Below are 23699 nucleotides of genomic sequence, written 5' to 3'. Positions count from 1 at the left end.
TCAGCGGCGCAACCATTCGAGCATGCCCAAACCGGCTTGCCGACCACTGGCGAAGCAGGCCGTTAGCAGGTAACCGCCGGTGGGGGCTTCCCAGTCGAGCATCTCGCCAGCGCAGAACGTGCCGGGCAGTTTGTTGAGCATTAGCTGTGGGTCAAGCTCGGTAAAAGGCACGCCCCCAGCGGTGCTGATAGCTTCATCAAGCGGTCGCGGTTTAACCAAGGTAATTGGCAGGGCTTTAATCGCCTGCGCTAGTTGTGCAGGCTGTTGAAAGACTTCAGGCGCTGCTAGCTCACGTAGCAGGCCCGCTTTTACCCCATCGATATTGACTTGCCGGTGCAGGTGCTTGGCCATGGAGTGGGAACCGCGTGGCTTGCTCAGGGCTTTTTCCAGACTGTTGATATCGCTGTGCGGCAGCAGATCGAGGTAGACCGTGGCGCTGCCATGCTGATTGATCTGCTCGCGAATCTGCGCGGACAATGCATAAACCAAGCTGCCTTCAATGCCCTTGGCCGTCAGTACAAACTCGCCTTGGCGCGGGGCTTGATCTGGCAAATTCAGGCTGACGTTCTTTAGCGGTGCCCCGGCGAATTTATCCTGCAGAAATTGACTCCAGCCCGCGACTTCAAAGCCGCAATTGCTCGCCTGCAGCGCCGTGATTTGTACGCCGCGGATTTGCAGCAGATCGACCCAGGCGCCGTCTGATCCCAAACGCGCCCAGCTGGCGCCGCCGAGGGCCAGCAGGGTTGCATCAGGCGCGAGTTGGAACTCACCCTCGCTATTGCTTATGCGCAGTTGTCCGTCTGCTGTCCAACCCAGCCAGCGGTGGCGCGTGTGAATGCTGACGTTGTGCTCACGCAGGCGTTTGAGCCACGCGCGCAGCAACGGCGCTGCTTTCATATCGGTCGGAAAGACCCGACCCGAGGTGCCGACAAAGGTCTCAATGCCCAGCCCATGAATCCAGCTGCGCAAGGCATCGGCATCAAAGGCAGTGAGTAACTGGCCGATCTCAGCACTGCGCTCGGCGTACCGCTGGATAAACGCAGGTTTGGCTTCCGAGTGGGTAATGTTCATACCGCCGACGCCGGCCAGCAGGAACTTGCGGCCCACCGAGGGCATGGCATCAAACAGCTCAACCTTGACCCCGGCCATGGCCAATACTTCAGCTGCCATCAACCCCGCCGGGCCGCCCCCGATGATGGCGACATTTTGGCTGGGATTAGCGGAGTTGGGCGTCATCGGGGCTTTGCTCGGTCAAATCGAAGAGGGGAATGACCGGCATTCTACACCAGCGACTCAGCCCAGACGCGGCTGGCGCTGTGATGCAAGATGCCGTGACGTGCAGCCAGTGCCTTGCGGTCTTTGCTGTAGCCGCCACCAATCACGCCCATTACTGGAATATCGCGACCCACGCAGTGACGCAGCACTGCTTCATCGCGGGCTGCCACGCCCTGGTCGGTAAGCTTCAGATAACCCAAAGCATCATCTTTATGCACATCAACCCCGGCGTCATAAAGCACGATGTCCGGCTGATACAAGGGCAGCAGGTAATTCAGCGCATCATCAACCACGCGCAGGTAATCGCTGTCTCCCATGCCCATCGGCAATGGAATGTCCCAGTCACTGTCGGCTTTGCGCGCCGGGAAGTTTTTTTCACAGTGCAACGACACAGTAATCGCCTCCGGCGTGTCGGCCAGCAGGCGCGCGGTGCCATCGCCTTGATGCACGTCGCAATCAAAGATCAGCACACGTTGAACTTTGCCGGCTGCGAGCAGGTATTGGCTGATGACGGCAAGGTCGTTGAAGATGCAGAAACCGGCCGGGTGATCATAGTGGGCGTGGTGCGTACCGCCAGCTAAATGGCAGGCCATGCCATGCTTGAGGGCCAGTTCAGCGGTCAGAATTGAACCGCCGACCGCGCGGACTGTGCGCTGCGCCAATGCCATACTCCAAGGCAAGCCCAACCTGCGTTGGTCGGCATGGGGCAGCTCACCACTCATATAGCGTTCGATGTAATCCGGACAATGGGCCAGGGCCAATATTTCATTGGGGCATAGCTCTGGGCGCAGCAGTTCGCTGTCGCTGACCACGCCGCTTTCGATCAGGTGATCATGCAGCAGGCGGAATTTTTCCATGGGGAAGCGATGTTCCACAGGAAACTCCGGGCTGTAGTCGGGGTGATAGACCAGCGGTAGACGCATACAATGACTCTTTAAATGGGGTGCGTGCGATCCGGGAGTATGGCGCTGCAGCGCACGACGACTCAAGTGGAGTAGTAATGAGCGAGCTGATTCAACTGCACACGCAACGCTTGATCCTGCGCCCTTGGCGCGAGGATGATCTGCCGGCGTTTGCGGCCATGAATGCCAACCCGGCTGTGATGCGCCACTTTCCCGGGTGCATGAGTTCGGCTGAAAGTGATGCCCTGGCGCAGCGGATAATCCAGCACTTTGATGAGCAGGGATTTGGTCAATGGGTGGTTGAGCGCGCCGATCAACCGGGCCTTGTCGGTGTTGTTGGCTTGCAGCATGTCAGCTTTGAAGCGGCCTTCACGCCGGCAATTGAAATCGGCTGGCGGCTGGATTCGGGCCATTGGCGTCAAGGTTATGCATTGGAGGCGGCGCAAGCCGCGCTGAACTGCGCATTTACCCAGCTTGAACTGGAGCAGATTGTCGCCTTTACCGTGCCGGCGAATACGCCGTCGCAAGCATTGATGAAGCGTTTGCACATGCAGCGCGACCCGTCGGCTGATTTTGAACACCCGCGCCTGGCTGTTGGGCATCCATTGCGCCAGCATGTGCTTTACCAACTCACCCGTGAAAAGTGGCAGCAAAATAATGAGTGATCTCGTCAGGGCTTATCATCAGCTCAGCAAACACCAGCCGGGCAACTTTGCCCCCGGTCCTGGTCAGCTCGACTGGGCGACGCAACCGGCGCCGTTTCGCCGTTATAACGCGTCGCGTCTGATCGAGTTGTGGCATCGCCCGCTTGAGGAGTCACCGGCTTATGACAGCGCCTATGCTGAGATTGAAAAACCATCGGCACAGCTGGATCTGGCCAGCATCTCTCAGTTTTTCTATGACAGCTTGGCGGTGTCCGCATGGAAACAAGCGGGCGCCACGCGCTGGGCGTTGCGAGTCAATCCTTCATCAGGCAATTTGCACCCAACTGAAGCTTACGTATTAATTCCGGCGGGTGCGCTTGAACCCACCGCCTTACTCGCGCATTACGCCCCCGACGCTCACGCTCTCGAAGTGCGCAACGAGTTGCCCGCGCCGTTAGCCGAGCAGTTGAGCAATGCGTTGCCCACTGGTGGGTTTCTGCTGGGTTTGAGCAGTATTGCCTGGCGTGAGGCATGGAAATACGGTGAGCGCGCCTACCGGTATTGCAATCACGACCTTGGCCATGCCTTGGCGGCGCTGGCGATTGCGGCAAATGTACAAGGCTGGCAAGTGCGCATGCTGCATGGCGTCGCAGAAGAGCAACTGGATGCGGTCTTGGGGCTCAACCGCCAAGGTTTTGCCGAAGCCGAGCATGCCGATTGTTTATTGTGGGTGGGGCCTGCGCAAACGGCTGAATTCCCGCTGCCCGCAACACTCGTTAGTGATTTGAGTGCCCTTGAGCTCAACGGCACGCCGAATCGGTTGTCACGCCACTACCGGGAGTGGCCAGAGTTGCCGCGCGTGCAGGCGTGGTGTCGGGCCCCTGCGCGGAACAGGCAAAATTGGCAGGCCGGGGCCGGGCGCATGCGCGCGGATAATCCCGGGTTGCCCCTGCGGCCCATTCTGCAGCGCAGGCGCAGTGCGCAATCCATGGACGGCAAAACCGGTATCCATGCCGAGTTATTATTCGCTTGGTTGCGCCGCCTGATGCCGGCTAATTCGCCTGTGCCTTTCGCGCTTACGGGTGAGCCCGCTCAGGTAGACTTAGTGGTTTTTGTTCATCGCGTGCAAGGTTTACAACCGGGGCTGTATTGGTTGGCGCGAGTAACAGGCGAGCCGGAATCTGGCTTGCGTGGAGATTTTAGCTGGCAACGGGTGAGTGATGAGTTGCCGCTTTACCGCTTGCTGGAAGGCGACGCCCGTGAACTGGCCGCGTTTTTGTCTTGCTCGCAAGACATCGCCAGCGATGGGTGTGTGGCCATGGCCATGCTTGCGCGTTTCGATACTGCGCTTGAAGCTGGGCCATGGCGCTATCCTCGCTTATATTGGGAGTGTGGCCAAATAGGCCAGGTGTTGTATTTAGAGGCAGAGGCTGCGGGGCTGTCCGCAACGGGCATCGGCTGTTATTTCGACGATGCCGTGCATGAATTACTGGGCTTGGCCGACACACGCTGGCAAAGTCTCTACCATTTCACCTTGGGTAAGGCTGTTTGGGATGAGCGATTGACCGCGCAGCCAGCCTACCCAAGGTTACGATTACCGGTCGCAACAGGCGCTGAGGAACAGTTTGATGAGTAAAGTTTTAGATGATCTGGTAGCGCTGCTAAGCCTCGAAACCATTGAAGAAAACCTATTTCGCGGTGTCAGCCAGGATCTGGGATTTCGTCAGCTGTATGGTGGCCAGGTGCTCGGTCAGTGCATCTCTGCCGCGAGCAAGACCATGGATGATGCGCGCCATGTGCACTCGATGCATGGCTACTTCCTGCGCCCAGGTGATCCAACCTTGCCGATTGTTTATCAGGTCGATCGGGTGCGTGATGGCGGCAGCTTCAGCACGCGCCGGGTCACGGCAATTCAGAAGGGCCAGCCCATTTTCACCTGCAGCGCTTCGTTTCAGGCGGATGAGTCGGGCTATAGCCATCAGATCGAAATGCCGGATATTCCGGGGCCTGAAGCGTTGAAGTCCGAGACCGAGCTGGCGCGCGAAGTGGCGCACCTGCTGCCCGAGCGCATGCGCGAGCGAGCGCTGAGCGATAAGCCTATCGATATCCGTCCGGTCACCATCGGCAATCCGTTTGATCCAGAAGTGACCGAGCCGGCTAAGTATGTGTGGTTCAAGGCTGACGGCACTCTGCCGGAGAGCCCCGCACTGCATAAGTACATTCTTGGCTATGCTTCTGACTTCAATTTGCTCACCACCTCGATGCTGCCGCACGGGGTTTCGGTGTGGCAAAAATTTATGCAGGTGGCGAGCCTTGACCATTCGTTGTGGTTCCACTGCAACCTGCGCATGGATGATTGGCTGCTTTACGCCATGGACAGCCCATGGGCGGGTAATGCCCGTGGTTTCGCTCGCGGCAGTATCTTCAACCGACAGGGCAAGCTGGTGGCCTCGGTGGCTCAGGAAGGTTTGATTCGGGTGCGTGAAGATTGGAAATGAGTCTAGCCAACGCCCGCCATTGGGTATTCGACATGGACGGCACGCTGACCCTGGCCGTGCACGATTTCGAGGCAATCAAGCGCGCCCTTGAGATTCCGCTTGAACAGGATATTTTGCATCACCTTGGTGCTTTACCCGCTGAGGAAGCGCACGCCAAGCACGCTTGGTTGCTGGAGCATGAGCGCGAACTGGCGCTCAACGCACAGCCTGCACCCGGTGCGGTTGAATTGCTGCGAGAACTCTCGGGACGTGGTGTTCAGCTCGGCATATTGACCCGCAATGCCCATGAACTGGCGCTGTTGACCTTGCAGGCCATCGGCGTTGGCGACTGTTTCGCCAGTGCTGATGTGATTGGCCGTGGTGAAGCCCGTCCCAAGCCCGACCCCGATGGATTGCTGCGTTTAGCCCAGCGCTGGCACGTGGCGCCAACTCAGTTGGTGATGGTGGGCGATTATCACTTTGACCTGCAGTGCGCTCGCGCTGCTGGCGCCTATAGCGTACTGGTCAACCTTCCGGCAAACCCTTGGCCAGCGTTGGTGGATCATTTTGCGCTGGATTGCACTGCGCTGCTCAGCCAGCTTGAGGAACGTTAATTTTGGCAATGAGACTGCGCAAAGCTGAGCAAGCCGACGCGTCGGCCATTAGCGCTGTGATTATCCGCGCGATCAGCCAAACCAATGCCAAGGATTATCCGCCGGAGTTTATTGCCGCGCTGCCCGAGCATTTTTCGCCTGCTCAAATTGCCAACCGTCTTGCCACACGCGATACCTATGTCGCGCTGGACGCTGAGCGGGTTATTGCCACCGCCAGTTTGGACGGCGCCACCGTGCGCTCGGTGTTTGTTTTGCCGCAGTATCAAGGGAGTGGTGTCGGCTTGGCATTGATGAAACATATCGAAGCCTTGGCGCGGGAGCGCGACATCGTCAGTTTGAGCGTGCCATCGTCGATTACCGCCGTAGGCTTTTATCAGCGCTTGGGCTACCAGACAGTTCGTGAGGTTTACGAGGGCGTTGAGAGGATAATCGTCATGACCAAGGCAATCTAATACTCCGATGACGCTCTGGTAGGGTGGATGACGCTTTTTTCACCCACCATTTCCACCGGCAAATTCGATTGTTAATTGGCCCTCGGTGGCCATCATCTTGGCCGCAAAAATTCGACTATTGGCTGGGCTCTAGGGCTTTAATGATCGGGCAATCAGGGCGGTGATCGCCGTGACAGCTATCGCTAAGCTCTTGCAAGGTGTCGCGCAGGCCCGTTAGCTCGACAATCTTTTGATTGAGCTGGTCAATATGCTCCGCCGCCAGCTTCTTTACATCGGCGCTGGCGCGATCACGGTCTTGCCACAGGGTCAGCAGTTTAGCCACCTCGTTTAGCGAGAATCCCAAGTCCCTTGAGCGCTTTATAAAGGTCAGCCGATGCAAATCCTTTGCGTTGTAAACGCGGTAGCCACTGTCACTGCGCCCAGCTTCGGGCAGCAAATCGATTGACTCGTAATAGCGAATCATCTTCGCGCTAAGCCCGGTTTTTTTCGCCGCTTGGCCAATATTCACCGCAGTCTCCAGTTAGTCATCAGGGCTTCCAGCGTTTTAACAGCAGTGCATTGGCCACAACGCTAACACTGGACAACGCCATTGCCGCACCCGCGACCATTGGGTTGAGGTAACCAAGCGCCGCTAAGGGTATGCCGACCATATTGTAGGCAAAGGCCCAAAATAGGTTCTGGCGAATTTTGTTAAAGGTGCGGTCGCTGATGTCCAGCGCTGCCGCAACCAAGCGCGGGTCGCCACGCATAAGCGTGATGCCGGCTGCATGCATGGCAACGTCTGTGCCGCCACCCATGACGATGCCTACATCAGCCGAGGCGAGCGCGGGTGCATCGTTAATGCCGTCGCCGACCATGGCGACAACGCCGTGGCGCTTCAGATCATTGATGATCGCGGCTTTGTCTGCTGGCAATACATTGGCATGGGTTGAGTCGATGGCCAGTTCACGGGCGACTTTATCAACGCTGCCGCGATTGTCGCCGCTGATCAGATGCGTTTCGATATCCAGCGCCTGTAAGCGGCTGACCGCCTCTTTGGCGCCCGGTTTAAGGGTGTCGCCAAAGGCAAATAAACCCAGCACCCGAGGCTGCGGTTTTTGCTCAATCAACCATGACAAAGTTCGTCCTTCGGCTTCCAGTGCTTCGGCCTTGTTGGCGAGGTCAGCGGGACTTAAATCGTGCTCTTCCAGCATCCGCCGGTTACCCAAGGCCAAACTGCGCTCACCCATCTCCCCGGCAATCCCGCGACCGCTCAGGGCGTGGCTGGAGGTTATTTGTGGCGGTTCAATGCCTTGCTGCGCACAGGCATCCAGCACGGCTTTGGCCAGTGGGTGTTCGCTGCCGCGCTGCAGGCTGCCCGCCAGTTGCAGCAAGTTTTCAGTGTCGCCATCGATGGCTTGGAGGTAGGCAACTTGCGGTGTGCCGGCGGTGAGCGTGCCGGTCTTGTCGAAGGCGACAATCTTGACCTTGTGTGCGACCTCAAGGGCTTCGGCATCCTTAATCAGAATGCCGTGGCGAGCGGCGACTCCTGTGCCCGCCATAATCGCCGTCGGCGTTGCCAGCCCCAGTGCGCATGGGCAGGCAATCACCAGCACCGCCACGGCATTGAGCAGTGCAATCTGCAGCCCAACGCCCGCGATCAGCCAGCCGATTAAGGTGATCAAGGCGATGCCTAAAACCGCTGGCACGAATACCTGGCTGACTTTATCGACCAGCTTTTGAATCGGCGCCTTGGCCGCTTGCGCGTCTTCGACCAAGCGAATGATTTTGGCCAAAACGGTTTCGGCACCCAGCGCTGTGGTTTCGACCAATAGACGGCCCTCGCCGTTAATCGCCCCGGCGGTGATTGAGTCACCCGGTTGTTTGGCCTGCGGTACGCTTTCACCGCTGATCAAGGCTTCATCGGCATGGCTTTGTCCTTCAATGACTTTGCCATCCACCGGGAAACGCTCACCGGGTTTGACCACCACCTGATCGCCCAACACCAGTTCGCTCAGGGCCACCAATTGCTCCTCGCCATTTTTCAGGCGCAGGGCTTGTTCGGGACGCAGAGCTTGCAGGGCACGAATGGCGCTGGTGGTTTGCCGCTTGGCGCGGCTTTCCATGTATTTACCGAGCATGATCAACGCAATAATCACGGCTGACGCTTCAAAATACAGGTGCGGGGCTTGCCCAGCTGGCGTGACATACCACTGATAAACGCTCAGGCCATAACCGGCGCTGGTGCCAATGGCGACCAGTTGATCCATATTCCCCGCACCGGCGCGCAATGCCTTCCAGGCGGCGCGATAAAAGCGTGCGCCGAGGATAAACTGCACGGGTGTGGCGATCACAAATTGCGCCCAGGCCGGAATCATCCAATGCACGCCAAGCGGCATTAGTAACATGGGTAATACGAGGGGTGCCGCCAACACCAAGGCGATAATCAGCAGCACGCGTTCACGGCGTAGACTGTTTTCTGCGCTGCTGTGTTGATCCGCCTGCTCAGTCACCAAGGTCGCGGTGTAGCCGGCTTGCGTCACGGCGCGGACCAAGCTGCTGCTATCTGTGCCTTGGGTCACTTTAAGCTGCGCTCGCTCGGTTGCCAGATTGACGCTGACTTCAAGCACGCCCGGCTGCTTGGCCAAGGCTCGTTCGATACGGCCGACGCAACTGGCGCAAGTCATGCTCTTGATTACCAGTTCGACGCGTTCGCTTGGAACGTCGTAGCCAGCCGCCTTGATGGTATCGAGCAGTTTAGTCAGGCTGTCTGCTGGTGCTTCGATACGTGCTTGTTCGCTGGCCAGATTGACGCTGGCGGTGCTGACTTCAGGCAGTTGGCGCAACGCGCGCTCGACACGTCCGGCGCAACTGGCGCACGTCATTCCGCCAATCGGCAGGTTGAATGTTTGGATGGCGGACATGTGGCGATCTCCTTGAAGTTCACCGACATGATCAACCTTGCCATCTGGGGAAGGTCAAGTGTTAGATGACGTTGGTTAACGCTGGGCTATTGGATCGGTGGTGCGGGAATCAATTTATACCCGGCAGTAGTCTGGCTGATCCGGTAGCGGCTGATTTGTCCGGCTTTAAGCGCCAAGCGCTGGCCGTCCAGCTGGTTAATGCCCGGCTGGCAGGTCTTGTTGCCGACAGTGGCCAGGCGCACGGTAACTTCGCCCGGCGGTAGGTTGAATGAGGCTGATTGGCCTTGATCCAGGCGCGCGGTGAGTTCGTCTTGCAAGTACAGCCCAATTTCACACTGAGTCGACACCTGCAGGCGTTCGCGCGAAACGATTAAAACCGCATAGCCTTGGTCGAGGCCGTAATCTGCAGCCTGTACTGCACTTGTCAAACAGCTGGCTGCGAAGGCGCTGCACATTAAAGCAAAGGCTGATCGATGCATCTTCATCCCCAGAGTCAAGAGCAGAGCCGGGCACTGCTTGTGTTGGTTAATAGCATAGCCGCCAAGGCTTGACCTTCCCAGTGTAGGAAGCTTGATACTTTTCTCAACCGGGCAACCCGCCCGCTGTTCTGCACGTCAGGAGGTTGAACATGCAAGTATTCAACGTTGAGGGTATGAGTTGTGGGCACTGCGTAAAAGCCGTCACTCAGGCAATTCAAAGCGCTGATGCGCAGGCGCAAGTTCAGGTGGATCTGGCGAGTGCCGAAGTGCGGGTAAGCAGTGCCCTGGAGGTTGCTCAGCTGATTTCGCTGATCCAAAGCGCAGGTTATCCCGCACACGCGAAGTAGGCGGGATTTGCCTGCATAAATGGTGGCCGTAAAGAGCGTCGACCACAAAAGCGTCAACCACGTAGGTGTCAGTTGTGTGTCAACGCGAAGCTTGGCCACCAAGTTTTTATCAGGCAACTACTGGAATCAGCGGGTCGGCGGCTGCCAATGCGATTGCGCGGTCTGCCGCTGGCGGGTAGATCCACTGGGTGTTGATCTGGGTTTTAAGCTGTTTGCCTTCTTCCTTAACCAGCATGACCTGGCGATCCCAGCCTTCGGTGTACACCGCGCCCCATTGCCCAAGGTCGAGGCAGGTCACGTATTTCTCTTGGCGGTACGCAATAGGTGCGACATCCAGCAGGCTGGCCGCCGTGTTATTGCCTGCACTGCGCCCCAGCGCAATTGCGTGCTGGCAAGTCATCAGTGCGTAGTTGCCGTGATCATCCGTGGCGGCGTACGCCACATCGCCGGTGGCAAAGATATCGGTTTGGCCGATCACTTTAAGGTTCGCGTCGACATGCAGGCGACCATGGTTGTCACGCTCACCGGTAATTTGCTCGGTCAAGGTGCTGGCGCGTACGCCTACCGTCCAGACCACTGTTTTAGCGTCGATGCGTTGCCCGTCAGACAGGGTGACGCCATCTGCATCGATGCCGGACACCGAAGCACCGAGCTGCCACTCAACCCCTAGTTCTGCGGTTGCTTGGGCGATTATGGGGCTGATGTTGTCACCCAGCGCGGCGCCAATCCGCTGACCACGGTCAACAATAATGACCCGGGTTTGGACATCGTTGCCCAAGGCTGCGCGAAGTCGTGCTGGCATTTCTGTTGCTGTTTCAATCCCGGTAAAACCACCCCCTGCGACCACAACCGTATTGCGCGCCGCTGATTCTGGCTGCTGAGCCAATGCCTTGATGTGGGTTTCAAGCTGAGCGGCTTGCTCGATCTGATCTACATCGAAGGCGAATTGATTGACCCCAGGCAGGGCGGGGCGGGCGACGCTGCTGCCAGTGGCCAGGATCAAGCGGTCGTAGCTCACTTGGTGCTGCATGCCCTGGCCGTCGCTGTAGGTGATGCGCTTATTTGTGCTGTCGATAGTCTGCGCTGCGCCTTTGATGAAGTTCACGCCTACGGCGGCAAAGAGTTCATCCAAGGGCGCTTTCATGGTGTGCACTTCAGGCTCATAAAAGCGTGGGCGCACCCGTAACTCAGCCTGAGGCGCCAGCACGCTGACGGAAATGTCGCTGCGATTATGCTTGTCCAATAGCCGCGCTGCGCTCAATGCACTCCACATGCCGGAAAAGCCTGCGCCAAGGATCAAGATGTGTTGAGTCATGACTCGCTCCAAATAATTTTAAAAAGTTGGGTATGAAGAGGTTTCGGGCCGCTTCGATTGTGCTGAGCTGATCGTCAAAAAGTCGGGCAGCTGTGAGTTGTGATCAATATTCAATAACTACGACTATATTGGTCGTAGTTATTTTCAGCAAGCATTTTGTTTTCTCTTTGGTCGGGTTGAGGCGCGAGACACAGCGAGCAACCACCGCAAATATGTGCCTAGACCAGTATTTACGGGGCTTCTGCCGAGGCATAAACGGGGAGGGAGACGTTTATGCTGGCTTGCCATGTGTCCGCTTGGCTTGTTGCTGCTGCGGCTATTTGCTAGATTTACGACTGTATTTGTCGGAGATTGTCATGTCTTTTTACAGCGCAGGCGTTGAGTACGGTATTCACTGCCTGCTGTTTTTAGTGGATGAGCAAGGCTGCCCGCGCGAGGCCAGTGTGCGTGACCTGGCTGAGCTTCAGGGAGTGCCGCAAGAGTACTTGGCCAAGGTCTTTACCAAGCTGGCCAAGGCTGGGTTGGTCGCATCGACTGAGGGCGTCAAAGGCGGGTTCAAGCTGGCGCGCCCGGCAGATCAAATCAATGTGTTGGATATTGTTACCGCCATTGATGGGCGCAAAGATATTTTTGAGTGTCGGGAGATTCGTAGCCGTTGTGCATTATTTGACGGCTCTGCGCCAAGTTGGGCGCAAGCGGGCACCTGCACCGTCCATGGGGTCATGCTGAATGCGCAGAAGCGTATGGAGGAGGCGTTGGCGCAGCAGACTATCCTTGATATGGCTCGTCGCGTGGGCCGGGTGGTGCCTGCCGAGTTCGCCGGCCAGGTTGGCAAGTGGATGAGCCAGCGGCGAGAACCCAAGAAAGATGCGTCAACCGCCAAAACCATCGAGCATCAGCAAATCGGCTGAGCCCTCATTTCACGCAGTGCGTGCCTCATGATGAGGCGTTTGCGCAGGTGCTGCCCGCTGTTTTGTCAGGGATGCCTGAGCAGCCCATTGAACAATACCGCTAAAATTGGCCGGGTATCTTGCTGCAAGTCAAACAGCTCAGGGTCACGAAGCCAATCGCTGAGCAGGCCAACAATGAGGGCGTTGAGGGTTGTCGCTGCCAGTCGTGGGGTAATTCCCGGCTGTAAATGTTCTGAAATGGGATCTTGGCTAAAATATTGCTCGCATAATGAAATAAACTGATTCACGAACTCGTTATGGCGATCCATCGCGTCCTGCAGCTCTTCCGTCAACTCGCATCGATGCAACAAAATTGTAAAAATACGCTGCTTTTGTTGATCAAGGGCTAAGCTCTGGATCACGTCTGCGCAAAGGTCGCGAAGAGCCAAAATGGGGTTGTTTTCAAAACCTTTGCACAATTGTTCGGTAAGTTGCTCGATGGGTAAACGCACCTGATTGAGCATTTCGTGAAACAAATGCGCTTTATTCTCGAAGTGCCAATACACAGCACCTCGGGTGACACCAGCATGTCTGGCGATATGCTCCAGGCTGGTTTTGGCGACACCGTGCTCGAGGAATAAGGTTTCGGCGGCCATGAGAATGGCTGCTCGGGTTTTTTCGGCTTCTTCTTTGGTTCGGCGCATGTCGGATTAGTTATTTATGACTAGGCTCATGATATGGAAATGATTGTAGATAATTTACTTGTATAATTCTATTTACAAACATACCTGTATGTAACTAGCATTCTCGCCTTTGTTTGCGCGCTGCGTTGTCTCGGAGACACCTATGGTTTTTGCACGTTCTTTCCCTGCAGCTTTGGGATTTCTGGCTTTCTGTACCTTGAATGCACAGGCACAAGCTGCCGATCAGCCACCGCCACCTGAAGTTTCGGTGGAGGCCGTTAAGGTTGCCCCTTTACCATTGGAACTTGAGTATCCAGCGCGAACAGCCGGGTTCCGTGAAATTGAAGTGCGGGCGCAGGTTAGCGGTATCTTGCAGGAACGCACCTACCTCGAAGGCAGCAGCGTCAAGCAAGGTCAGTTGATGTTCCGAATCGATTCGCGCACTTACCAAGCTGCTTTGGCGCGGGCTAAAGGTGCCCTGGCGCAAGAGCAAGCGCGCTATCGCCAGACCGAACGCGATCTGAGACGTATCCGCGAGTTGCAGAAAAAAGGCTTCGCCAGCGAAAGCGAGCTGGACAATGCAGTGTCTAATTTCGAGCAAAGCAAAGCCAATATCCAGGCGGCCAAAGCTGAAGTGCAGTCCAAACAGATTGATGTTGACTACACCACGGTTAAAGCACCCATTTCAGGCATCACCAGCAAAGAAACAGTGTCTGAAGGCAGCCTGATGGTTGCCGGTGATCCGAACGCCAGCCTGCTGACCAAGATCACTCAGTTGGACCCCATTTACGTCAACTTTGCTGCGCCTGATAGCGATGTCGAAAGCGTGCGCAACGGTTTGGCGGATGGCTCCCTGGTGCTTGATGGCGAAGCGGTGCGCGTCGGCATCACTTACGGCGACGGTTCAACCTACCCGTTGGAAGGCAAGGTTAACTTTACCGACAGCCTGATCGACCGCAGCACTGGCACTGTCAGCACCCGTGCCGTGGTGCCAAACCCAAAACAAACCTTGCTGCCCGGCCAGTTTGTTCGGGTGCAGATTAAAGGGATCTCGCTGCCAGCCGCCCTAACTGTTCCTGAGCGTGCAGTGGCGCAAGGGCCTAAAGGCACCTTTGTCTATGTTGTTGATGACAAGGGCGTTGCGCGGGTTCGTCAGGTTTCTACGGGTCGTACTTCAAAAGGCCGCTGGGTGATCAACTCCGGGGTTAGCGAGGGCGATAAAGTTATTGTTGAAGGTCTGACTAAAGTCCAACCGGATACCCCTGTTAAGGTCGCGTCGGAAACCGACACGGCTGACAAGAAATCTTGAGGAGTATCTAGGTGATTTCTCGTTTCTTTATTGAACGACCGGTTTTCTCAACGGTTATTTCGGTGGTGATAGTCCTCGCTGGCCTTATGGCCATGCGTTCGTTGCCGATTGCCCAATACCCACAAATTCTACCGCCACAGGTGTCGGTGACTGCCACCTACTCAGGGGCGAGCGCGCAGGTAATTGCTGAGACAGTCGCGGCGCCGCTTGAGCAGCAGATCAATGGCGTTGACGGCATGATCTACCAGCAGTCGAACTCAGGTGGCAACACCATGAGTTTGTCGGTTTATTTTAAAGTCGGCAGTGACCCCGACCAAGCCACCATTGACGTTAACAACCGGGTACAGGCCGCACTGGCCAAGTTGCCTGAAGAGGTTCGTCGCCAGGGCGTTAAAGTAGAGAAGAAGTCTTCAGACATCCTTCAGGTGGTGACCCTGTTCTCTCCAGATGGCTCACGCGATCCTGTGTTTATCAGTAACTATGCACTGATTAACGTGATTGATGAGCTCAAGCGTATTCCGGGTGTGGGCGACGTTACTCAGTTCGGCTCCAAAGACTACTCGATGCGTATTTGGCTGCGGCCCGACAAGCTGGCTCAGTTCAACCTGACGCCGACTGACGTGGTCAATGCGATCCGTGAGCAAAACTCGCAGTTCGCGGCCGGCAGCTTTGGTCAGCAACCGCTGAAGAAAGAGCAAGACTTCACCTATACAGTGACCACCCAAGGGCGTTTTTCCAAGCCTGAAGAGTTTGAAAACGTCATTCTTCGTTCTGATGCGACAGGCGCCAGCCTGCGATTGAAAGACGTTGCACGCGTCGAGCTGGGGGCTCAGGACTACTCCTTGATGACCTCGATGAATGGCCAGCAAAACGCTGCATTTGGGGTTTATCTACAACCGGGTGCCAACGCGCTGGATACTGCTGATGCGGTTCAGGCGACCATGGCTCGGGTGTCGAAAAACTTCCCGGACGGCATGACATACAAGATCCCGTATGACACCACCAAGTTCGTAAAAGTGTCGATTGAAGAGGTGATTCACACCTTCGTCGAGGCCTTGGTACTGGTTATTCTGGTGGTGTTCCTCTTCCTGCAGAACTGGCGCGCCACGCTGATTCCGGTACTGGCAATTCCGGTGTCGTTGATCGGTACGTTTGCCGGTATGTATGCATTGGGTTTCTCTATCAACCTGCTGACACTGTTCGGTTTGGTGCTGGCAATTGGTATCGTGGTGGACGATGCGATTGTGGTACTGGAGAACGTCGAGCGGGTGATGGCCACCGACAAGATCGGCCCGAAAGAAGCCACCATCAAAGCCATGGAAGAAGTGACGGGGCCTATCGTTGCTATCGTACTGGTGCTCTGTGCGGTGTTCGTACCAGTGGGCTTCCTTGGCGGGCTGGCGGGGGAGATGTATAAACAGTTTGCGGTGACCATCGCCGTGTCAGTGGTGATCTCCGGTATCGTTGCCTTGACCTTGAGCCCGGCGCTCTGTGCGTTGTTGCTCAAACCAGGTCACCACGAACCCGCTGCACCGTTTCGTTGGTTTAACCGTGGGTTTGATAAATTCACTAACGGCTATACCTCAGGTGTACGTTTCTTCCTCAAGCGCTCGGCGATTGGTTTGCTGCTGTTTGGCGGCATGATCGTGCTGATGGTGGTGTTGTTTGGTCGGGTACCGAGCTCGCTGGTGCCGGATGAAGACCAAGGCTATGTGATCAATGCCTACTTCTTGCCGCCAGCCGCATCCTTGACCCGCACCGAGAAGCTGACGGGTGATGTGACCCAGCAGTTGATGAAGCACCCAGCGGTTGAAGATGTGGTGACCTTCGCCGGTTTCGACGTTTTGACCTTTGGCACGCGCAGTAACGCTGGTGTGTCATTTATTCCATTGAAAGATTGGAGTGAACGCACCACGCCAGAGCTGGATGCGCGCAATCTGACGGGCGAGTTCATGGCGATGGGTGCTGCCCAGAAAGACGGCGTGGTGATGACCTTCAACCCGCCACCTATTACCGGCATGAGCACCACCGGTGGTTTTGAAGGTTACATCCAAGACCGCAGCGGCGGCACCACTGAGCAATTGTCGACCAAGGTTCAGGAGTTCCTGAAAGCTGCGCGCCAGCGTCCCGAGTTAGCGGGTCTGCAAACCACGTTTAACGCTGATGTACCGCAGTACTACATTGATCTTGATCGTACCAAGGCGCGCTCGCTTGGGGTGGCGATCAGTGATGTGTTTACGGCTATGCAGTCGACCTTTGGCAGTTACTACGTCAACGACTTCAATCTCTACGGCCGCACTTGGCAGGTAAGTTTGCAGTCAGAGCCGGAGTTCCGGCGTAAGCCATCCGATCTGTCTCAGGTCTATGTACGCTCAGCCTCCGGGGACCTTGTGTCACTGGCATCCCTGGTCAAGGTAGAACGTATTCTTGGTCCAGACACATACGCGCGTTTCAACGTCTATCCATCGGCGAAAATCCTCGGTGGGCCGGCTCCAGGCTATAGCTCGGGCCAGTCGTTGCAAGCGATTCAGGAAGTGGCCGATGAAGTGCTCGGCAGTGACTACAGCATCGGTTGGACCGGTTCGGCATTCCAGGAACTGGAGACTCAAGGCTCGGGCAGCTTGGCGTTTGTCTTTGGTCTGATCATGGTGTTCCTGATCCTGGCGGCTCAATACGAGCGCTGGACCTTGCCGTTGGCTGTGGTCACCGCTGTACCTTTTGCGGTATTCGGGGCAATTCTCGCGGTGTGGCTGCGTGGCATTGAGAACGATGTGTACTTCCAGGTCGGTCTGATTACCCTGATTGGTCTGGCGGCGAAGAACGCGATTCTGATTGTTGAGTTCGCGGTGATGCTGCGTAAAGAGGGCATGGGCATCTTCGAGTCAGCGCTGGAGGCCGCGCGCTTGCGATTCCGGCCCATTGTGATGACCTCGTTGGCGTTCATCCTCGGGGTTGTACCGCTGGCAATCAGCAGCGGCGCAGGCTCGGCCAGCCGTCATTCGATTGGTACCGGTGTCATTGGCGGTATGCTGGCGGCAACGCTGCTGGCGACTTTCATGATTCCGATGTTCTTTATGCTGGTTGAATCCCTTGGCGAGAAGATCGGTAAGAGGGGCAAGAAAGGTTACAAGGAGCAGATAAACGACCAAGACCAGCCGGTGCACAACGACCCGGTTTAAGTCTGAGGTACTTCAACGCCGCCATTCGTGAGAGTGGCGGCGTTGCCGTTTGTAGCGTTAACGCATTATTCAGGCTGATGGCAGAGACTTCTGATGAAATTATCAACCTTGCTGATCCTCGGTTCCCTGAGTGCTTTTGGGCCGCTGGCAATCGACTTTTATTTGCCCAGCTTCCCAAGTATTGCCAGTGCATTTGCCACCGATGTCGAGCATGTCCAGCAATCCCTTGCGGTGTACTTTTTAGGCCTGGCCATTGGCCAATTGGCATACGGCCCATTGGCGGACCGTTTTGGCCGGCGCAAGCCGTTGTTAGTCGGCGTGACCCTGTTTACGCTCGGATCACTGGCCTGTGCACTGGCACCTAGTCTTGAGTGGCTGATTGCAGCGCGCTTTGTCCAGGCGCTGGGCGGCTGTGCTGGCATGGTCATTTCGCGGGCAGTGGTGCGCGATCTGTGTGACCCGATTGCCTCGGCCAAAGTGTTCTCACAATTAATGCTGGTAATGGGCCTGGCGCCGATTCTGGCCCCGGTATTGGGCGGCATTTTGCTCGGTAGTTTCGGCTGGCAGTCGATTTTTGTCTGCCTGACTGTGTTCAGTGTGCTGTGCTTGATTGCTGTGTGGCGTGGCCTCCCTGAAACCCTGGATACCACAGTTCCTGGCCCTCCCTTGCTGGGGGCGCCTAGGGCTTACATGCGCTTGTTTTCTGATTGGCCGTTTATCGGCCATGCGCTGACAGGCGGTTTGGCTGTGGCCGGGATGTTTGCCTATATCGCCGGTTCGCCGTTCGTATTTATCGAGCTTTATGGCGTGCCTGCGGAGCACTATGGCTGGGTCTTCGGTAGCAACGCTGCTGGCTTTATCTTGATGGCTCAGGTCAATGCCTGGCTGGTGGCGAAGCACGGCCCCAGTTTCTGGTTGCGGCGAATTGTCTGGTTCTATCTCGCTTGCGGCGCAGCACTGCTGACCATTGCCTTGAGCAAACCGGCGCATTTATGGCCACTGCTGCTTCCGTTGTTTGGCTGCATCGCGAGTCTTGGGGTGTTGCTCCCTAATGCATCTGCCTGCGCCATGGCGGGCCAAGGTCGCCATGCGGGGAGTGCTTCAGCGCTGCTGGGCAGTTTGCAGTTTTCGATTGCCGCCAGTGCCGCAGCCTTGGTCAGTTATCTGCACAACGGCACAGCATGGCCAATGGCTTTGGTTATTTTTGGCTGCGCTGTGTTGGCCGCACTTTGTTCGCGTTTTACCGTATGGGCCGAACGCCGCGCAGGCTATCCGGCGATTTAACCCATCAAGAATATGGCCTTTGTGGGGTGTGGCAACGCGAAGCTTGGCCACCATGGCCCGCGCAAACAACCCGAATATTCGAAACCGAAATGGTGGCCGAAAAAGGACGTCGGCCACCATTCGGGGGGGAGGCTAGCCGGCTAAGCGTTGTTCTTCGGTTGGAAGGCGGTGTGGCGCTTGCAGGCGGGCTTGGAGGGTCGATACAAAGTTACGCGCCTCGGTTTCATTGGCGAAGGTAACCTGTTGACCGGCGAAGCTGACTTGCCAGCGGCTGTCTTGATTCTTACGTAGTGGGCTAATCCGGATGTTCATTTGGCTCGCCTCCTAAGGTTGGTCAAGCCAGTGTAGACCGCAGATATGAACTTTCACTGACACCGGTCAATTTGGCGATTAATGGTTAAAATTGCATATTTCTGAATGTGTCTTGTGTCTCGCCCTTATTTAAGAGGCGGGCCAAAAATTGCAAAAGCCGGCGCTTGAAAGCGACCGACTTGCGCAGACGTGCCTTATTGAATGGCGGCTCTGGTTGGCTTAGAAACCCTCTAGAACGATCTTGCCTTTGGCTTTTCCGGACTCAAGCAATGCATGGGCTCGGCGCAGGTTTTGCGCGTTGATCTGGCCGAAATGCTCATCCAGAGTTGTCTTGACCACACCGGTATCAACCAGCTCGGAGACGTTGTTCAACAGGCGGCCTTGTTCGTTCATGTCTGCAGTGCCGAACAGTGAGCGGGTGAACATCAGCTCCCAATGCAGCGACAGGCTCTTGCGCTTGAGTTGCATGATGTCCAACGGCTCAGCCGGATCGTCGATCAACGCCAGGCGACCTTGTGGCGCAAGGCACTCAACCAGCTGGGCGAAGTGCTGGTCGGTCTGGGTCAGGCTGGCAACATGGGTGACGCTCTCAAGGCCGACCCGTTGCAGTTCCTGATACAGCGGTTTGCTGTGGTCGAGCACATGATGGGCGCCAAGCTCACGCACCCAGGCTTGGGTTTCCGGGCGTGAGGCCGTGGCAATCACTGTCAGCCCTGTCAGTTTGCGCGCAAGTTGAATCAACATCGAGCCCACGCCGCCAGCGCCGCCAACAATCAGCAGGCTTTGGCCTTGGTCGATGTTGCCTGGAATAATTTGCAGGCGGTCAAACAACAATTCCCATGCAGTAATGGTGGTCAGTGGCATGGCAGCTGCTTCGGCAAAGCCCAAGCTTTTGGGTTTGTGACCGACGATACGCTCATCAACGATGTGCAACTCGCTGTTGGCGCCTGCTCGATTGATTGCTCCGGCGTAAAACACCTCGTCGCCTGCCTTGAACAAACTGACCTCGGCACCCACCGCCTTAACGACACCGGCGGCGTCCCAGCCAAGCACTTTGGCCTCGGCGTTTTCAGGGGCAACGTTCTTGCGGATCTTGGTGTCCACCGGGTTAACTGAAATAGCCTTGACCTCAACCAGCACGTCACGCGGGCCAGGTGTTGGCGCAGCAAGTTCGATATCAACCAGTGACTTTTGATCGTCAGCGGGTAAGGAGTGGTAGTAAGCAACAGCTTTCATAGTGGCTTCCTTGGTCGATCGCCGGTTAGGCAATTTTATTCATTAATTTCAATTCAACGCCTTGCAGCAGCGGGCCACAGGTCGTGGAAAACGCTTGGTAATGCGCCGTTTCCTTGTGCTCCGCTAACGCCGCTGCATCGCGCCATTGCTCGATCATGATGAACACGTGCGGTGCATCCTGTTGCTGGTGCAGGTCATATTGAATACAGGCGGCTTCTTCGCGGCTGGCTGCAACCAATGTGCGCAAATGGCCTTCTACAGCCGTTTGCTGCCCTGCTTGAGCGGTGATTGTGGCAACCAGTGTCAGTGTGTGGGTCATAGTCAAAACCTCAATTCGGTGGGGGCAACGTTGCAAGCATGTTGAATCAATTGATCCTTTAGAAAAACCCGGAGAAACTAGAGTCTATTTCAATATTATTTTGATAATGGCAGGGCGTGATGCTGCGTTTCGATGACTTGCAATTGTTTGTGCGGACCACTGAAACGGGTAGCCTGTCCGCCGCTGCTCGCCTGCTTGATATCTCTCCAGCAGTTGCCAGCGCGGCCTTGAAACGGCTTGAGCAGCAATTGGATGCAAGACTGTTTGCCCGGTCCACTCGCAGCTTGCGCTTGACCGCCCAAGGCCAGGCTTTTCTCAGCCATGCCCGTCAAGCGTTAGACAGCATTGAAGCAGGGCGTCTGCAAATAGCGGGCAACAAAGTGGGCATTAGCGGTTTGATGCAGCTTTGCGCGCCTTCGGACTTCGGTCGCAATACCTTACTCCCTTGGCTCGATGAGTTTCAGCAAACGCACCCTCAATTGCAGTTGCGCCTGCTGCTCGGGGACCGGGTCACGGATCTGTTCCGTGAGCCGGTGGATATCGCCCTGCGTTATGGTGCCCCTGAAGACTCAACCCTGGTTGCCTTGCCGGTAGCGCCGGCCAATCGTCGGGTGCTTTGCGCATCTCCGGCCTATATTGCCCGCCATGGTGCGCCACAAACCCTTGAGCAGTTGGCTGAGCATAATTGCCTGTTGTACATGCTCAGTGGGCGCATGCATGAGCGCTGGCAGTTTAGTCGGGGTAAGCGCCAGCAAAGTATTGCCGTGCAGGGTGATCGCCAGAGTGATGATGCCGATGTGGTGCGGCGCTGGGCAGTTGCAGGACAGGGTTTGGTCTATAAGTCGTGGCTGGACGTTGCCGCCGATGTTCAGGCCGGACGCTTGCAAGTGCTGATGCCAGACTACCTGGGCGAGATGACACCGCTCAATCTGATATGCGCCCATCGCTCACAATTAAGCAAACCGGTGCACCTGTTGCGTGAGTTTGTTCAGGCCCGATGTAGCGTTTTACTGGCGAAAGCGCCTTGGTCCGATTAAGCTGATCTGTGCGTCAAAATGTATCAGGTGTCCACGCAGATGCCATGAACGCTTCGTGATAGAGTCGCCCGCGATGAAAATGACCAGAGCTGATCGTTCGCTGATTGCCTGGGTGCTGTACGCCAGCATCCTGTTCAGCGCGCTCGCCTGCAGTATTAGTCATGGCCAGATCACTGGCTTGCAACTGAGTGGCATCGACGGCGTGTATTGCTCTGCTCAAGGCGACAGCAATGGCGCCTTGGATATTGCCGGTTCCGGCACGCCACTGTTCAATCCGGCGACGGGTTTCGGTTGCTTTATGGGGTCGACATTCGTCGGCATCGCACTGGCCGCGTTCTTTGGCCTTCTCGGTTTATTCTTCAGCCCTCAGCGTAAATTAATTGCGCCGCCACCTTTGTTGGGCCGGCCGGTTCGTTATCTCTGGCCTTCGGCCAACCCTCGCGCTTCTCCCTTCTTGGCTTAAGTCTAGGCATCTGTCGCTCGGCTAGAACCGAGGGCAATAATCTTAAGAATTGCTTTGCACCTGTTTGCGCTTGTCCACGCTCCATGGCGTCGCGGGCACGAAGCATGTGTGTTGAAAAGTTGGGGATATGTGATGGGCGATATAAGCATCTCTGGGCAATCGGTTGCGACTGCGAGTCCGGCAAAACCTTCGTTTTATAATCTGGCCTGGCGTTGGCATTTTTATGCCGGATTGTTGGTCATCCCGTTTCTGATCATGCTTTCAATCACCGGCATTATTTACCTGTTTAAACCACAACTGGATGCGCTGATGTACGGCGACTTGTTGCAGGTTCCGGTGGCCGAGCAGCGCATTAGTGCGGACCAGCAACTGGCACTGGTCAAGCAGGCTTATCCACACGGCAGCATCAGCCAGTACCTGCCGCCAGTGAATGAGCAGGGCAGTGCGCAGTTTGTCGTGGCGACTGCAGATGCCACGCTCAATGTCTTTGTGAACCCGTATACCGGTGACATTCTCGGTACGCAGGATGCTCAGGATAATCTCCAAGCCATCGCCCGCAAGCTGCATGGCGAGCTGATGATCGGCACCGTAGGGGATCGTTTGGTCGAGCTGGCCGCTGGCTGGGGGATTGTTCTGGTGCTGTCCGGCCTGTACCTGTGGTGGCCACGAGGGACGAGTAAAACCGCGCTGTTCTGGCCGCGGTTGGCGAATCGTGGACGGCTGTTCTGGCGCGATATTCATGCAGTCGTTGGTTTTTGGGGCTCGCTGTTATTGCTGTTTATGCTGTTAACCGGCATGACATGGACAGGCTTCTGGGGCGCTAAATTCGCCGGTGCCTGGAATCATTTCCCAGCGGCAATGTGGGATGACATCCCGCAGTCTGACAAACTGGCCGGAAGCCTTAATACCAGCACCCGGCAAACGATCGCCTGGGCGGCTGAGGTCACCCCGCTGCCTGAGTCTGATCCCCATGCTGAGCACAATGGCCACGCACAGATGCAGATGGGCAAGTCGAGCGCCTTGGTCAGCTTGCAGCAGGTGGTCGAGAGCGCACAGGCGCGTGGCGTGGCTCCCGGTTACAGCGTGACCCTGCCAAAGGGTGAGCGCGGGGTGTATACCGTGGCCGTGTTTGCCGATGATCCGCGCAATGACGCAACCCTGCATATTGATCAGTACAGCGGCAAGGTGCTGGCAGATATAGGCTGGAAAGATTACGGGTTGGTCGCCAAGGCGGTGGAAAGCGGTGTGATGCTGCATGAAGGCAAGATGTTTGGCTTGGCCAATCAACTGCTTATGCTGGTTGTGTGTCTGATGATTTTGCTCAGCAGCGTCAGTGGTTTGGTCCTGTGGTGGAAACGCCGCCCGCAAGGTCGCTTCGGTGTACCGCCAATGCGTCACGATTTACCGATTTGGCGCGGGGCGATTGTGATCATGGTGGTGGTAGGCTGCCTGTTCCCGCTGGTGGGTGCTTCGCTGCTGGTGATTGCCCCTCTGGACTGGCTCTTTTCACGGCGTCGGGCAAGCGCCCTGCTGCAACCAAGCTGATACACGCGAGCGGACGCGCTCGCCGTCGCGATAT

Annotated in this window: 23 protein-coding genes; 13 read left to right on the top strand and 10 right to left on the bottom strand. The window is 56.5% G+C overall.

Annotated elements, in window-relative coordinates; all coding sequences use genetic code 11:
* Both AACY09_RS05740 and AACY09_RS05735 read right to left on the bottom strand, forming a co-directional pair.
* Complete coding sequence (locus AACY09_RS05740; RefSeq protein ID WP_339486579.1) at positions 1 to 1236, bottom strand: TIGR03862 family flavoprotein; 1236 nt, start codon at positions 1234 to 1236, stop codon at positions 1 to 3.
* Between the two features lie 44 nt (positions 1237 to 1280).
* Positions 1281 to 2198 carry a histone deacetylase family protein gene (locus AACY09_RS05735; RefSeq protein WP_339486578.1) on the bottom strand — a complete coding sequence of 306 codons (918 nt, stop codon included), beginning with the start codon at positions 2196 to 2198 and terminating at the stop codon, positions 1281 to 1283.
* 77 nt (positions 2199 to 2275) lie between these two features.
* Between AACY09_RS05735 and AACY09_RS05730 the strand changes: the two genes are divergently transcribed.
* From AACY09_RS05730 to AACY09_RS05710, 5 genes are read left to right on the top strand one after another with little or no spacing between them, the layout of a single operon-like run.
* Complete coding sequence (locus AACY09_RS05730; protein WP_339486577.1) at positions 2276 to 2842, top strand: GNAT family N-acetyltransferase; 567 nt, start codon at positions 2276 to 2278, stop codon at positions 2840 to 2842.
* Positions 2835 to 4457: a SagB/ThcOx family dehydrogenase gene (locus AACY09_RS05725; RefSeq protein ID WP_339486576.1), complete on the top strand. Its 1623-nt coding sequence runs from the start codon at positions 2835 to 2837 to the stop codon at positions 4455 to 4457. Before AACY09_RS05730 ends, AACY09_RS05725 begins: the two co-directional genes overlap by 8 nt.
* A complete protein-coding gene (tesB, locus tag AACY09_RS05720) occupies positions 4450 to 5319 on the top strand; it encodes an acyl-CoA thioesterase II (RefSeq protein WP_339486575.1) in 870 nt (289 codons plus the stop codon). The genes AACY09_RS05725 and tesB overlap by 8 nt, the downstream gene beginning before the upstream one ends.
* Positions 5316 to 5912, top strand: a complete 597-nt coding sequence (locus tag AACY09_RS05715; protein WP_339486574.1) for an HAD family hydrolase — start codon at positions 5316 to 5318, stop codon at positions 5910 to 5912. Before tesB ends, AACY09_RS05715 begins: the two co-directional genes overlap by 4 nt.
* 8 nt (positions 5913 to 5920) lie before the next feature.
* Complete coding sequence (locus tag AACY09_RS05710; RefSeq protein WP_339486573.1) at positions 5921 to 6364, top strand: GNAT family N-acetyltransferase; 444 nt, start codon at positions 5921 to 5923, stop codon at positions 6362 to 6364.
* Between the two features lie 115 nt (positions 6365 to 6479).
* Here AACY09_RS05710 and cueR read toward each other — a convergent pair whose 3' ends face one another.
* The 3 genes from cueR to AACY09_RS05695 all read right to left on the bottom strand — a co-directional run bounded on the left by cueR (position 6480) and on the right by AACY09_RS05695 (position 9746).
* Positions 6480 to 6872 carry a Cu(I)-responsive transcriptional regulator gene (cueR, locus tag AACY09_RS05705; protein WP_339486572.1) on the bottom strand — a complete coding sequence of 131 codons (393 nt, stop codon included), beginning with the start codon at positions 6870 to 6872 and terminating at the stop codon, positions 6480 to 6482.
* Between the two features lie 19 nt (positions 6873 to 6891).
* Positions 6892 to 9267, bottom strand: a complete 2376-nt coding sequence (locus AACY09_RS05700; protein WP_339486570.1) for a heavy metal translocating P-type ATPase — start codon at positions 9265 to 9267, stop codon at positions 6892 to 6894.
* A gap of 86 nt (positions 9268 to 9353) precedes the next feature.
* Complete coding sequence (locus AACY09_RS05695) at positions 9354 to 9746, bottom strand: hypothetical protein (RefSeq protein WP_339486569.1); 393 nt, start codon at positions 9744 to 9746, stop codon at positions 9354 to 9356.
* Positions 9747 to 9895: 149 nt separating this feature from the next.
* Between AACY09_RS05695 and AACY09_RS05690 the strand changes: the two genes are divergently transcribed.
* Positions 9896 to 10093 (top strand): heavy-metal-associated domain-containing protein, encoded by a 198-nt coding sequence (locus AACY09_RS05690; RefSeq protein ID WP_339486567.1) that lies wholly within the window; start codon positions 9896 to 9898, stop codon positions 10091 to 10093.
* A 109-nt stretch (positions 10094 to 10202) separates the two neighbouring features.
* On the opposite strand, the gene AACY09_RS05685 is transcribed toward AACY09_RS05690, so the two are convergent.
* Complete coding sequence (locus AACY09_RS05685) at positions 10203 to 11408, bottom strand: NAD(P)/FAD-dependent oxidoreductase (RefSeq protein ID WP_339486566.1); 1206 nt, start codon at positions 11406 to 11408, stop codon at positions 10203 to 10205.
* A gap of 356 nt (positions 11409 to 11764) precedes the next feature.
* Here AACY09_RS05685 and AACY09_RS05680 point away from each other — a divergent pair, with 356 nt between their 5' ends.
* Positions 11765 to 12319, top strand: a complete 555-nt coding sequence (locus AACY09_RS05680) for an RrF2 family transcriptional regulator (protein ID WP_339486564.1) — start codon at positions 11765 to 11767, stop codon at positions 12317 to 12319.
* A 65-nt stretch (positions 12320 to 12384) separates the two neighbouring features.
* Here the strand turns inward: AACY09_RS05680 and AACY09_RS05675 are convergent, their stop codons facing one another.
* Positions 12385 to 13002 (bottom strand): TetR family transcriptional regulator, encoded by a 618-nt coding sequence (locus AACY09_RS05675; RefSeq protein WP_339486563.1) that lies wholly within the window; start codon positions 13000 to 13002, stop codon positions 12385 to 12387.
* Between the two features lie 142 nt (positions 13003 to 13144).
* On the opposite strand from AACY09_RS05675, the gene AACY09_RS05670 reads away from it, so the two are divergent.
* From AACY09_RS05670 to AACY09_RS05660, 3 genes are all read left to right on the top strand, one after another.
* Positions 13145 to 14290, top strand: coding sequence for an efflux RND transporter periplasmic adaptor subunit (locus AACY09_RS05670; RefSeq protein ID WP_339486562.1), 1146 nt, complete (start codon positions 13145 to 13147; stop codon positions 14288 to 14290).
* An 11-nt stretch (positions 14291 to 14301) separates the two neighbouring features.
* Positions 14302 to 17469 carry an efflux RND transporter permease subunit gene (locus AACY09_RS05665; RefSeq protein ID WP_339486561.1) on the top strand — a complete coding sequence of 1056 codons (3168 nt, stop codon included), beginning with the start codon at positions 14302 to 14304 and terminating at the stop codon, positions 17467 to 17469.
* Positions 17470 to 17562: 93 nt separating this feature from the next.
* Positions 17563 to 18753 (top strand): multidrug effflux MFS transporter, encoded by a 1191-nt coding sequence (locus AACY09_RS05660; RefSeq protein ID WP_339486560.1) that lies wholly within the window; start codon positions 17563 to 17565, stop codon positions 18751 to 18753.
* A 132-nt stretch (positions 18754 to 18885) separates the two neighbouring features.
* On the opposite strand, the gene AACY09_RS05655 is transcribed toward AACY09_RS05660, so the two are convergent.
* From AACY09_RS05655 to AACY09_RS05645, 3 genes are all read right to left on the bottom strand, one after another.
* Positions 18886 to 19065 carry a hypothetical protein gene (locus AACY09_RS05655; RefSeq protein ID WP_339486559.1) on the bottom strand — a complete coding sequence of 60 codons (180 nt, stop codon included), beginning with the start codon at positions 19063 to 19065 and terminating at the stop codon, positions 18886 to 18888.
* Positions 19066 to 19284: 219 nt separating this feature from the next.
* Positions 19285 to 20301: a zinc-binding alcohol dehydrogenase family protein gene (locus AACY09_RS05650; RefSeq protein WP_339486558.1), complete on the bottom strand. Its 1017-nt coding sequence runs from the start codon at positions 20299 to 20301 to the stop codon at positions 19285 to 19287.
* Between the two features lie 25 nt (positions 20302 to 20326).
* The gene (locus tag AACY09_RS05645; protein ID WP_339486557.1) at positions 20327 to 20620 is read right to left on the bottom strand and encodes a putative quinol monooxygenase; all 294 of its coding nucleotides are present in this window, start codon (positions 20618 to 20620) and stop codon (positions 20327 to 20329) included.
* Positions 20621 to 20739: 119 nt separating this feature from the next.
* Here AACY09_RS05645 and AACY09_RS05640 point away from each other — a divergent pair, with 119 nt between their 5' ends.
* From AACY09_RS05640 to AACY09_RS05630, 3 genes are all read left to right on the top strand, one after another.
* Positions 20740 to 21657 carry a LysR family transcriptional regulator gene (locus AACY09_RS05640; protein WP_339486555.1) on the top strand — a complete coding sequence of 306 codons (918 nt, stop codon included), beginning with the start codon at positions 20740 to 20742 and terminating at the stop codon, positions 21655 to 21657.
* A gap of 73 nt (positions 21658 to 21730) precedes the next feature.
* The gene (locus AACY09_RS05635) at positions 21731 to 22120 is read left to right on the top strand and encodes a DUF2946 family protein (RefSeq protein WP_339486554.1); all 390 of its coding nucleotides are present in this window, start codon (positions 21731 to 21733) and stop codon (positions 22118 to 22120) included.
* Positions 22121 to 22252: 132 nt separating this feature from the next.
* The gene (locus tag AACY09_RS05630) at positions 22253 to 23665 is read left to right on the top strand and encodes a PepSY-associated TM helix domain-containing protein (RefSeq protein ID WP_339486553.1); all 1413 of its coding nucleotides are present in this window, start codon (positions 22253 to 22255) and stop codon (positions 23663 to 23665) included.
* Positions 23666 to 23699 lie beyond the last annotated feature (34 nt).

Origin of the sequence: Pseudomonas sp. EL_65y_Pfl2_R95 (genome assembly GCF_963971045.1) — a bacterium.
In the GTDB taxonomy this organism is placed as follows: Bacteria; Pseudomonadota; Gammaproteobacteria; order Pseudomonadales; family Pseudomonadaceae; genus Aquipseudomonas.
This window is presented reverse-complemented; position numbering and strand designations above follow the sequence as displayed.

Bases quoted from the DNA above. Each gene is read 5' to 3' on its own strand.
- AACY09_RS05740 (WP_339486579.1), bottom strand. From the start codon at position 1,236: ATGACGCCCAACTCCGCTAATCCCAGCCAAAATGTCGCCATCATCGGG.
- AACY09_RS05735 (WP_339486578.1), bottom strand. From the start codon at position 2,198: ATGCGTCTACCGCTGGTCTATCACCCCGACTACAGCCCGGAGTTTCCT.
- AACY09_RS05730 (WP_339486577.1), top strand. From the start codon at position 2,276: ATGAGCGAGCTGATTCAACTGCACACGCAACGCTTGATCCTGCGCCCT.
- AACY09_RS05725 (WP_339486576.1), top strand. From the start codon at position 2,835: ATGAGTGATCTCGTCAGGGCTTATCATCAGCTCAGCAAACACCAGCCG.
- tesB (WP_339486575.1), top strand. From the start codon at position 4,450: ATGAGTAAAGTTTTAGATGATCTGGTAGCGCTGCTAAGCCTCGAAACC.
- AACY09_RS05715 (WP_339486574.1), top strand. From the start codon at position 5,316: ATGAGTCTAGCCAACGCCCGCCATTGGGTATTCGACATGGACGGCACG.
- AACY09_RS05710 (WP_339486573.1), top strand. From the start codon at position 5,921: ATGAGACTGCGCAAAGCTGAGCAAGCCGACGCGTCGGCCATTAGCGCT.
- AACY09_RS05700 (WP_339486570.1), bottom strand. From the start codon at position 9,267: ATGTCCGCCATCCAAACATTCAACCTGCCGATTGGCGGAATGACGTGC.
- AACY09_RS05695 (WP_339486569.1), bottom strand. From the start codon at position 9,746: ATGCATCGATCAGCCTTTGCTTTAATGTGCAGCGCCTTCGCAGCCAGC.
- AACY09_RS05690 (WP_339486567.1), top strand. From the start codon at position 9,896: ATGCAAGTATTCAACGTTGAGGGTATGAGTTGTGGGCACTGCGTAAAA.
- AACY09_RS05685 (WP_339486566.1), bottom strand. From the start codon at position 11,408: ATGACTCAACACATCTTGATCCTTGGCGCAGGCTTTTCCGGCATGTGG.
- AACY09_RS05680 (WP_339486564.1), top strand. From the start codon at position 11,765: ATGTCTTTTTACAGCGCAGGCGTTGAGTACGGTATTCACTGCCTGCTG.
- AACY09_RS05675 (WP_339486563.1), bottom strand. From the start codon at position 13,002: ATGCGCCGAACCAAAGAAGAAGCCGAAAAAACCCGAGCAGCCATTCTC.
- AACY09_RS05670 (WP_339486562.1), top strand. From the start codon at position 13,145: ATGGTTTTTGCACGTTCTTTCCCTGCAGCTTTGGGATTTCTGGCTTTC.
- AACY09_RS05660 (WP_339486560.1), top strand. From the start codon at position 17,563: ATGAAATTATCAACCTTGCTGATCCTCGGTTCCCTGAGTGCTTTTGGG.
- AACY09_RS05655 (WP_339486559.1), bottom strand. From the start codon at position 19,065: ATGAACATCCGGATTAGCCCACTACGTAAGAATCAAGACAGCCGCTGG.
- AACY09_RS05650 (WP_339486558.1), bottom strand. From the start codon at position 20,301: ATGAAAGCTGTTGCTTACTACCACTCCTTACCCGCTGACGATCAAAAG.
- AACY09_RS05645 (WP_339486557.1), bottom strand. From the start codon at position 20,620: ATGACCCACACACTGACACTGGTTGCCACAATCACCGCTCAAGCAGGG.
- AACY09_RS05640 (WP_339486555.1), top strand. From the start codon at position 20,740: ATGCTGCGTTTCGATGACTTGCAATTGTTTGTGCGGACCACTGAAACG.
- AACY09_RS05635 (WP_339486554.1), top strand. From the start codon at position 21,731: ATGAAAATGACCAGAGCTGATCGTTCGCTGATTGCCTGGGTGCTGTAC.
- AACY09_RS05630 (WP_339486553.1), top strand. From the start codon at position 22,253: ATGGGCGATATAAGCATCTCTGGGCAATCGGTTGCGACTGCGAGTCCG.